Source organism: Actinomadura napierensis, from assembly GCF_039529375.1.
GTDB classification, from domain to species: Bacteria; Actinomycetota; Actinomycetes; order Streptosporangiales; family Streptosporangiaceae; genus Spirillospora; species Spirillospora napierensis.
This window is the reverse complement of record NZ_BAAAMR010000201.1, coordinates 1-9308: the sequence shown is the minus strand read 5'-3', so window position 1 is coordinate 9308 and position 9308 is coordinate 1. Positions and strand designations below refer to the sequence as shown.

At 75.0% G+C, this 9308-nt stretch carries 10 protein-coding genes; 3 read left to right on the top strand and 7 right to left on the bottom strand.

The window, feature by feature from the left end:
* The 4 genes from ABD296_RS48030 to ABD296_RS48015 all read right to left on the bottom strand — a co-directional run.
* A partial coding sequence (locus ABD296_RS48030) for a sirohydrochlorin chelatase (protein WP_344284758.1) occupies nt 1-452 on the bottom strand: 452 nt, incomplete at its 3' end.
* Complete coding sequence (locus tag ABD296_RS48025) at nt 445-1635, bottom strand: uroporphyrinogen-III synthase (protein ID WP_344284755.1); 1191 nt, start codon at nt 1633-1635, stop codon at nt 445-447. The genes ABD296_RS48030 and ABD296_RS48025, both read right to left, overlap by 8 nt.
* Nucleotides 1619-2014 (bottom strand): nitrite reductase small subunit NirD, encoded by a 396-nt coding sequence (gene nirD, locus ABD296_RS48020; RefSeq protein WP_344284752.1) that lies wholly within the window; start codon nt 2012-2014, stop codon nt 1619-1621. The genes ABD296_RS48025 and nirD overlap by 17 nt, the downstream gene beginning before the upstream one ends.
* A gap of 205 nt (nt 2015-2219) precedes the next feature.
* Complete coding sequence (locus tag ABD296_RS48015; protein WP_344284748.1) at nt 2220-4298, bottom strand: molybdopterin oxidoreductase family protein; 2079 nt, start codon at nt 4296-4298, stop codon at nt 2220-2222.
* 290 nt (nt 4299-4588) lie between these two features.
* On the opposite strand from ABD296_RS48015, the gene ABD296_RS48010 reads away from it, so the two are divergent.
* Both ABD296_RS48010 and ABD296_RS48005 read left to right on the top strand, forming a co-directional pair.
* Nucleotides 4589-5080, top strand: coding sequence for an NUDIX hydrolase (locus tag ABD296_RS48010; RefSeq protein WP_344284743.1), 492 nt, complete (start codon nt 4589-4591; stop codon nt 5078-5080).
* A gap of 154 nt (nt 5081-5234) precedes the next feature.
* Complete coding sequence (locus ABD296_RS48005; RefSeq protein WP_344284740.1) at nt 5235-6608, top strand: nitrate/nitrite transporter; 1374 nt, start codon at nt 5235-5237, stop codon at nt 6606-6608.
* Here the strand turns inward: ABD296_RS48005 and ABD296_RS48000 are convergent.
* Both ABD296_RS48000 and ABD296_RS47995 read right to left on the bottom strand, forming a co-directional pair.
* Entirely contained in the window at nt 6556-7284 is a 729-nt protein-coding gene (locus ABD296_RS48000; protein ID WP_344284735.1) for a maleylpyruvate isomerase N-terminal domain-containing protein, read from the bottom strand. The two genes, ABD296_RS48005 and ABD296_RS48000, sit on opposite strands and share 53 nt — an antisense overlap.
* Before the next feature lie 224 nt (nt 7285-7508).
* Nucleotides 7509-7946 (bottom strand): plectin, encoded by a 438-nt coding sequence (locus ABD296_RS47995; RefSeq protein ID WP_344284732.1) that lies wholly within the window; start codon nt 7944-7946, stop codon nt 7509-7511.
* Between the two features lie 170 nt (nt 7947-8116).
* On the opposite strand from ABD296_RS47995, the gene ABD296_RS47990 reads away from it, so the two are divergent.
* Nucleotides 8117-8686, top strand: a complete 570-nt coding sequence (locus ABD296_RS47990) for a TetR/AcrR family transcriptional regulator (RefSeq protein ID WP_344284729.1) — start codon at nt 8117-8119, stop codon at nt 8684-8686.
* A gap of 11 nt (nt 8687-8697) precedes the next feature.
* Here ABD296_RS47990 and ABD296_RS47985 read toward each other — a convergent pair.
* Nucleotides 8698-9308: LutC/YkgG family protein (locus ABD296_RS47985; protein ID WP_344284726.1), on the bottom strand; the 611-nt coding region annotated here is incomplete at its 5' end.

Sequence of the window (9308 nt, the reverse complement as noted above, 5' to 3'; positions counted from 1 at the left end):
GCCCGCACGTCCGCGGCGCCCGCCGGGTCGGCGGAGGCCGCCGCGCCGAGGACGACGGTGTCCTGCGGGCACGGCGGGCCCCCGTTCCCGTGCCGGCCGGGCGGCACCGCGCCGAGCCGCCCGGCCACCGCGTCGGCGAGCAGCGCCTCCGGGCCCAGGGGACGCGCCGTCACCGCACCGGGCAGGAGCCGCCCGGCGCGCTCGGGGATGTCGATCAGTGCGTGGTAGCCGCGCCCCAGCAGCAGCGGCACGACGACCACCGGGCCGCCCGCGCCGAGGGCGGCGGCGGCCTCCTCCAGCGACGGCCACACCAGCTCGCCGTACGCCTCCGCCACATGCAGCCACGGGCGCCGCTCCCGGACCCGGTCCAGCAGCTCCCGCACGACGGCGGGACCCGCCGGGTCGCGGGTGCCGTGTGCGACGGCCAGCAGCGCGGGACGTCCGTCAGCCACCGGCGCCCGCCGCGAGCCGGTCGACCAGCCGGGGGTCGCACGCCAGCCGGTAGCCGCGCTTGACGACCGTCTCGACGATCCCGGGACGGCCGAGACCGCGCCGCAGCCGCGCCACCGCCATCTCCACCGCGTGCTCGTCGGCCTGCGGCCGCGCCTCCCGCGACCACGGCGAGCCGCTCACGACCAGCCGGCTCGGCAACACCCCGCACAGCTCCGCGCGCGACACCACATGCCCCGGCCTGCGTGCCAGCGCCCGCAGGATCGCCATCGGCGCGGGCGCGATCGGCCGCAACTGCCCGTCCAGCACCACGGCGTGCCCGCGCAGCTCCAGCGCCGACCCGCGCACCGACAGCAGCCGGGCGCGCCGCCGCGGCAGCTCCGACGCCAGCGCCCGGACCAGCGCGCCGAGCCTGGCCCGTTCCGGCTGGACGGTCGGCACGCCGCGCTCGACCAGCGGCCCGGCGGTGACCGGCCCCACGCACGCCGCGACCACCTGGGTGCGCAGCGCCTCCAGCAGCGCCTCCTCCAGATCGTCCTCGGCCGCCACCGCGAGGGTCGCGGTGACCGCGGGCGCGCTGGTGAAGGTGATCGCGTCGACGGTGCCGGCGACGGCCTGCCCGACGAGCCGCCGCAGCGGCGTCCCGTCCTCGGCGCGCGCCCACCGGTACACGGGGATCTCGATCACCTCGGCGCCGGCCGCGCGCAGCGCGGCGGTCAGCTCCGGCTGCCGCTCCCCGTAGAGCTGGACCGCCACCCGGGCGCCCGCCAGGTCCTTCTCCAGCAGGTGCGCGATCACCTCGGCGCAGCCCTCCGAGTCCGGGGACCAGCGCTCCTGCAGCCCGGCCGAGCGGATCGCGCCGCGCGCCTTCGGGCCGCGCGCCACGATGTCGGCGCCGCCGAGGGCGCCGATGAGGGCGTCGCGCAGCCCCCATCCGTCGGCCGTCTCCAGCCACGCCCGGAACCCGATCCCGGTCGTGACGACGGCGTGGTCGAGCGGCCGCTCCAGGCACGCCCGCGTCGCCTCCAGCAGCTCGGCGTCGTCGGCCAGCGGGACGAGGCGGATCGCGGGGGCCGGCACCACCCGCGCGCCGCGCCGCTCCAGCAGCGTCGCGAGCTCCTCGTGGCGGCGGGCCGCGGTCACTCCGACGGCGAACCCGGCCAGCGGCTCACTGTCGGTGCTCATCGGTGAGCGCCACCTCCACGCGGTCGCCGCCGGCCGCGCGGCGGACCGGGAAGGTCGGCACCGCCACCCGCGAATCGTCCAGGCAGACCCCGGTGCGCAGGTCGAACACCTGCTTGTACATGGGCGAGGCGACCGTCGGAGTGCCGTCGCGGGTGCCGAGGATGCCCCGCGACAGCACGTACGCGCCGCTGAACGGGTCCAGGTTCGACAGCGCGTACAGGGTCCCGTCGAACGCGCGGAACACCGCGACCTGCGTGCCGTCCAGCATCGCGCAGGCGCCGCGCTCGGGAATCAGGTCGGTGTAGGAGCAGATGTCGAACCAGCGGGGCGCGGCTTCGGCGGGACGCCTCGTGATCGTCGCTTCGGATGTGATGCTCATCGGACGGCAACCTCCAGGCGAGTCGCGTGCGGGGACTTTCCGGCCGAGAGCAGGGCGGTTAACGCCCTCGACCCGGCGCCTTGACGTTGTAAGGTTCGTGCGGTGGCCGGTGCCGCCGGTCCGTCCCCGATGTTCATGGAACCGAGTCTGCGAAGGGGCCGTTTCACGGTTGGGTCTCCTTTGTCACCGGCGTGTTAAAAGGCGCTCACGCCGAAATCCGGACGGCGCACACCTTGAACTCCGGCATTCGCGAGACCGGATCGAGGGCGGTACCGGTCAGCAGGTTCGCGCGCCCCTCCCCCGCCCAGTGGAACGGCATGAACACCGTGTCGCGGCGGATCGCGTCCGTCACGCGCGCCGCCGCCGTGGCCGCGCCCCGCCGGCTCTCCACCTTCACGTCCTGGCCGTCCTCGACGCCGAGCCGCTCGGCGAGGTCGGGATGCAGCTCCACGAACGGGCCCGGCGCCGCGTCCGCGAGCGCCCGGACCCGGCGGGTCTGCGCGCCCGACTGGTACTGCGCCAGGACCCGCCCGGTCGTCAGGTACAGCGGGTAGTCGGCGTCGACGTCCTCGGCCGGGCCGTGATGCTCGACCGCCACGAACCGGGCCCGCCCGTCCGGTGTGGGGAAACGGTCGAGATAGGGGCGCGGCGTGCCGGGATGGTCCTCCGCCGGGCAGGGCCAGAACACCCCGCCCTCGGCCTCGATCCGCTCGTAGCTGATGCCGGAGTAGTCGGCGATGCCACCGGCGCTCGCGCGGCGCAGCTCGCCGAACACCCGCTCGGAGTCGGTGCTCCACTCCCCCGGCGCGCCGAGCCGCCCGGCCAGCGCCGCGATGATCTCCAGGTCGGTGCGGACGCCGTCCGGCGGGCTGACCGCGCGGCGCCGCCGCAGCACCCGGCCCTCCAGGTTCGTCATCGTGCCGGACTCCTCGGCCCACTGCGCCGTGGGCAGCACCACGTCGGCGAGCCGCGCGCTCTCCGAGGGCACGAAGTCCGCCACCACCAGCAGGTCGAGGGCGCCCAGCCGCTCCTCGACCGACGACGCGCGCGGCGCCGACACCACGGGGTTCGACCCGAACAGCAGCATCGCCTTCGGGCCGTCCGCGGTGCCGAGCGCCGACAGCAACTCGTACGCCGACCGGCCCGGCCCCGGCAGCGCGTCCGGGTCCACGCCCCACACGGACGCCACGTGCGCGCGGGCCGCCGGGTCGTCGATCTTCCGGTAGCCGGGCAGCTGGTCGGCCTTCTGGCCGTGCTCGCGCCCGCCCTGCCCGTTGCCCTGCCCGGTCAGGCAGCCGTACCCGGAGCCGGGACGGCCCTGCAGCCCGAGCGCCAGCGCCAGGTTGATGAAGCCGCTCACCATGTCGGTGCCGCGCGCGTGCTGCTCGGAGCCGCGCGCGGTCAGCACGTGCGCCCGGCCGGCGCCGGCCAGCAGCCGGACCGCCTCGCGCATGCTCGGCACCGGGACGCCGGTGATGCGCTCCACCCGGTCCGGCCAGTACGCGTTCACGACCGTCCGGACGGCCTCGAACCCGGTCGTCCGCGCCGCGATGTAGTCCTCGTCGACGAGGCCCTCGGCGATCGCCAGGTGCAGCAGCCCGTTGGCGAGGGCGATGTCGGTTCCCACCGCCGGCTGCAGGTGCAGGTCCGCCTGGCGAGCCGTCGCGGTGCGGCGCGGGTCGACCACGATGAGCGCGCCGCCGCCCTCCCGCATCTCGGTCAGGTGCCGCATGAACGGCGGCATCGTCTCGGCGGGGTTCCCGCCCGCCAGCAGGACGGCGCCGGACGCCGCCAGGTCGGTGACCGGGCCGGGCAGCCCGCGGTCCATCCCGAACGCCCGGCCGGACGCCGCGGCGGCCGACGACATGCAGAACCGCCCGTTGTAGTCGATCTGCGACGTCCGCAGCGCGACCCGGGCGAACTTGCCCAGCTGGTACGCCTTCTCGTTGGTCAGCCCGCCGCCGCCGAACACCGCGACGGCGTCCGGCCCGTGCTCGGCGGCCAGCCGCCCGATCTCGGCGGCGACGCGGCCGAGCGCCTCGTCCCAGGTGCACGGTTCCAGCGGCGCGTCGCGGGAGCGGCGCATCAGCGGCGTGGTCAGGCGGTCCGGGACGGTGAGCAGCTCGGCGGCGGTCCAGCCCTTCTGGCACAGCCCGCCCCGGTTCGCGGGCACGTCGTCGCGCGGCGTCACCCGCACCGGGGCGCCGGCGGAATCCGGTGCCCCGTCGAGGTTCATCCCGCATTGCAGGGCGCAGTACGGACAATGCGTAGGAGTCCCGGTCATGCCTGAAGAGTCCGGCGGCACCGTTTCGCGCCCGGGTCCCACGTGTGACCCGGGCGTTAAATGCGGTTCACGCCGCGCATCCGTCAAGGTCAGGCGCGCGCCGCAGGCACCCCGGGCCGGGGTTGACGATCGCGTGTCAAGCGTTGTCGGCGATTGTCAGGGTCCATTCGTCACCGACCGGCCGAATACCGAACCGGATTCACTGGCGGCCCGGCGATCTCGCGGAGAATGCGGTTCCGGCCCCGCCGCCCTACGGATCACCCGACGGTCATCCGGCCTAATCTCGGTACATGCCCGACCTTGCTTACTACGCCTCGCTGCCGCGCTCGCGCGGCGCCGCGGCGGCCCTGCTCCTCGACGACCTCGGGCGGGTCCTGCTGGTCAAGCCCACCTACAGCGAAGGCTGGTTCCTCCCGGGCGGGGTCATCGAGACCGACGAGTCCCCGCTCGCGGCGTGCGTCCGCGAATGCCGGGAGGAGCTCGGGTTCGTCCCCCGCCTGGACGGCCTGGTCTGCGTCGACTGGGGCTCCCCGCGCGACGACGGCGTCGACTCGGTCAACGTGTTCGTCTTCGGCGGCGCCATCACCGACGCCGAGCTCGAGGCGATCCGGCTGCCGCCCGACGAGCTGTCCGACCACGTCCTGGTCGCGCCGGAGAAGATCCCCGAGCTGTCGCCCGCGCACGTGTCGCGCCGGATGGAGCCCAGCCTGCGCGCCCTCGCCGACGGCCGCCCCGTCTACCTGGAGGACGGCCGGGAGCCCGCGTTCGGCACCGCCCGCTGACCGCACCGCCCGCCGACCGCACCGATCACCGGTCTCACACCTCGCGCGCACACGCTGTGCAGTGGAGTTATCACCGCCGCATTGCGGGCCACACAAGCGCGAAACCCCCCGCTCCTAGCGTCGTGCCGCGTCAGCGACCCCAAGGAGACACCCGATGACCGTCACGACCGAAGCGACGCCGAGCACGCGCCGCCCCTCGCTGAAAGGCCGCTGGATCGAGGACTGGCGGCCCGAGGATCCGGAGTTCTGGGCCGCGTCCGGGGCCCGCACCGCCCGCCGCAACCTCGCGTTCTCGATCTTCTCCGAGCACATCGGGTTCTCGGTCTGGACGCTGTGGTCGGTGCTCGTGCTGTTCCTCGGCCCGGCCTACGGCATCGACCCGGCCGGCAAGTTCATGCTCACCACCGTCCCGGCGGCCATCGGATCCACCCTGCGGATCCCCTACACCTTCGCCGTCGCCAGGCTCGGCGGCCGCAACTGGACCATCATCAGCGCCTCGCTGCTGCTGGTCCCCGCGGTGCTGGCCGCGTTCCTCGTCAAGCCCGGCGTCTCGTACTCCACCCTGCTGATCCTGGCGGCGGTCGCAGGCGTCGGCGGCGGCAACTTCGCCTCCTCGATGGCCAACATCAACGCCTTCTACCCGCAGCGCCTCAAGGGCTGGGCCCTCGGCATCAACGCCGGCGGCGGCAACGTCGGCGTCGCCGTCGTCCAGCTCGTCGGCCTGGCGGTGCTCGCCACCGCAGGCAAGGGCCACCCCGGCATCGTCGCCGGCATCTACATCCCCTTCATCGTGCTCGCCGCGCTCGGCGCGGCCCTGTACATGGACAACCTGTCCCAGGTCCGCAACGAGAAGCGGGCGATGCGCGACGTCTGCAAGGACGGCCACACCTGGATCATGTCGCTGCTCTACATCGGCACGTTCGGGTCGTTCATCGGCTTCGGGTTCGCCTTCGGGCAGGTCCTGCAGGTCCAGTTCAAGGCCGACTTCGACACCCCGATCAAGGCCGCGTACCTGACCTTCCTCGGGCCGCTGCTCGGCTCGCTGATCCGGCCCGTCGGCGGCTGGCTCGCCGACCGGACGGGCGGGGCGAAGGTCACGTTCTGGAACTTCGTCGCCATGGCGGTGTCGGCGGGGCTCGTCCTCACCGCCTCGCGGGAGAAGTCGCTCGCGCTGTTCGTCACCGGGTTCATCCTGCTGTTCGTGTTCAGCGGCGTCGGCAACGGCTCCACCTACAAGATGATCCCGGCGATCTTCCGGGCGAAGGCGCAGCTCGGCGTCGCCAACGGCGGCGACCCGGTGGCCGCCGAGCACGAGGCCCGCCGGCTCGCCGGCGCGCTCATCGGCGTCGCCGGCGCGATCGGCGCGTTCGGCGGCGTGCTGGTCAACGTCGCCTTCCGGCAGTCGTTCCTGGACTCCGGCACCGGAGACGGCGCGTACATCGCGTTCATCGCCTACTACGCCGTCTGCTGCCTGCTCACCTGGGCTGTCTACCTGCGGACCCACCCGAGGAAGCCGGCGGGCGTCTGACGCCCTGCCGCGCGTTGCGCTGCCGCCCGCCCCGCGACCGGCCGGGCCCCTCCGCGGGGTCCGGCCAGTTCGGCGTACGGCCCGAGGACCGCAGCACCGACTCCCACGCGTCCCCCGAGGCCAGCGGCAGGTGCGGGACCCCCCAGTGCCACGCCGACACCAGCACCTCGGGGTCGCGCGGCCGGTAGTCGGTGCCGATCGCCCGCGCCATGTCCCAGGCGTGCAGGTGCCACTCCACGCAGGCCGCGCCCGCGTGGTCGCCGACGGTGTACTTGGTGCCCCGGTAGATCAGATGGGTGCGGTCCCACATGTCGGGCATCAGGTCGGCGTAGGCCCCGGCCGAGACGGAGAACGCCGTGATCCGCTCCGGGCCCGGCTCCGGCGGCAGCACCGCCAGCTCCGCCGCGTTCTGCCGCGCCTGCTGGCGGATCAGCACCGCCGACGCCGCGTCCTGCGCGAACAGCTTGGCCAGCCGGCTGTCCGGCGCGTCCTGCAGGTACTCCAGGAAGTTCTCCGCCACGCACCGCAGGTGCCCGGCCAGGTCGATCAGCTGCCAGTCGGCGCACGGCGTCGGCACGTCCCAGTCCTCGACCGCCGACGCCAGCTCACGGATCGCCTGTGTCCCGTCCTGGTAGGACTCGAGTACGCGGCACCGGTCCGGCGGCGTGCGCTCCACGTGACTTCCCCCCGCGTCCAGGGCACCAGCGCCCTCTCCGCCGGAGCGCGTCCCGCGCCCGCCGCGCACTCGCGGCGGGCGGCGCGAACCGCCCCGGCGTTCCCCGAGAGGGCAGACTCTCAAAGTTCGGTGGCCGGTGCCACTCGGTGGTGCTGTGTCGTCCCACGTCGTCACACGTGGTCCCAGGCCGCCGCCGCGGCCCGCCGGCCGGCGGCACCGCCCGCTCAGACGGCCGCGGCGGGGCGGGTCCGGAAGCTCAGCCGGTGCGCCTCGCGCGCGGTGCGCAGCCGGTCGACCTCGTCGGTCCACGGCCGCACGGACGGGCGCGCCTTGGCCTTGCGGCGGGCGATCTCCGCGGCGCGGCGCGCCGCGGCGTCCTGCGCGTCGGACACGTAGACCTTCGGGCCCATGGCGACCCGCTCGGCCGCCTCGGCCGCGGCGAGCGCCTCGGTCAGGGCCTTGTCGAAGGCGATGGTCAGCTCGTGCAGCCCCGTCCCGTGCGCGTCGGCGCCCTGAGCGCCGCGCAGCGCGCGCTCGGCCTCGCCGGCGGCCGCCAGGCGCGCGTCGTAGTCCGCGGCCAGCCGCTCGTCGGCCTCGTACTGCTCCGCGACGTCCTTGCCCACCCTGCGGATCAGCGGCATGGCGATACTCCTCAAGCTCACGATCTTCATCGTCACGATGGAGGCCAGGGTACGCGCGCCGGTCGCCGGGTGTGACGCCGGACACCGAAGTCGGCGCCTTTACGCAGTAAGGTAGCATCGGGCCGCGCCGCGCCGCCCAGGTCACCGCGGCTTCCCCGATCATGTCGGCGGACCCCCGTACGCTTGCCCCCATGGTCAGGCAGCCCAGCATCAACGCCCAGAACCGCGCGCCGCTGTCCATCGAGCGCATCACCGAGGCGGCCCTGCAGATCGTCGACGGCCAGGGACTCGGCCGCCTCACCATGCGCCGTCTCGGCGACGCCCTGGAGGTCGAGGCGATGGCGATCTACCACCACCTCCCCCGCGGCAAGGAGCAGCTGCTGGACGGCCTCGTCGCGCACGTCGCGTCCGGCCCCGCCGACACCGGCGCCGCCGCCGGATCCTGGCGGGACGTCCTGCGCTCCTGGGCCGGCGACTACCGCGCCCGGCTCCTGGCGCACGCGGGCGTGCTCCCGCTCGTCGTCACCCGGCGCAACCCCGCCGCGCTCGCCGCGACCGTCGCGTCCCTGCGCGAGGTGCTGCGGCGGGGCGGCGTGCGCGAGGAGTCCGCCGCCGTCGCCGCGCACACACTGCTCGGCTACGTGATCGGGCACGCCGCCCTGGAGGTCCGCGGCACGGAGGAGGACGGCGCCGACCGCGCGGTCGACTGGGACGCCCGGTTCACCGCCGGCCTCGACCTGATCCTCTCCGGCGCCGGATAAGGGCGCCCGGGTCAGTCCTCGACGACCAGCACCTCGAGGTGCCGGGGGCCGTGCATGCCCTCCGCCCGCACCATCTCGACGCCGTACGTCGCGGACGGCCCGCTGATCCAGGTGAGCGGGCGGGCCGGGTCGAGCCGCTCCACCGCCTCCGGGACCGTTCCCACGATCTGCTCGGCCTGCACGACGCACAGGTGGTAGGCCGGGAGGAGGGTGAGGGCGCGCCTGCCCTGCGCCCGGCCGCCGTCGAGGACCACGGTCCCGGTCTGGGCGATCGCGACGGCGCAGCCGGTCACGACGCCGTCCGCGGCGGCGAGGCCGTCGAGGTCGATCGCGGGCCGGTCGGCCATCGCCCGCACCCCGTCCAGCTCCGCCAGCCACCCGAACGGCAGGTCCGCCGGGACGACGATCTGCTTGGCCTCCCGGCCCCACAGCGCGGCGGCGACCGCGGTGGCCAGTTCGTCGGCGCCGACGTGCCGCACCGCCGCCCGGTTGTCGGCGACCCGCTCGCTGAACAGCGCCGGCACCTCCGCCGCGCTCTCCCAGGCCGGACCGCCGGCCTCCGCGGCGGCCAGCCGGCGCGCGTACCGGCGCGGCACCGGCGGGCGCGGGCCGCGCTCGCCGC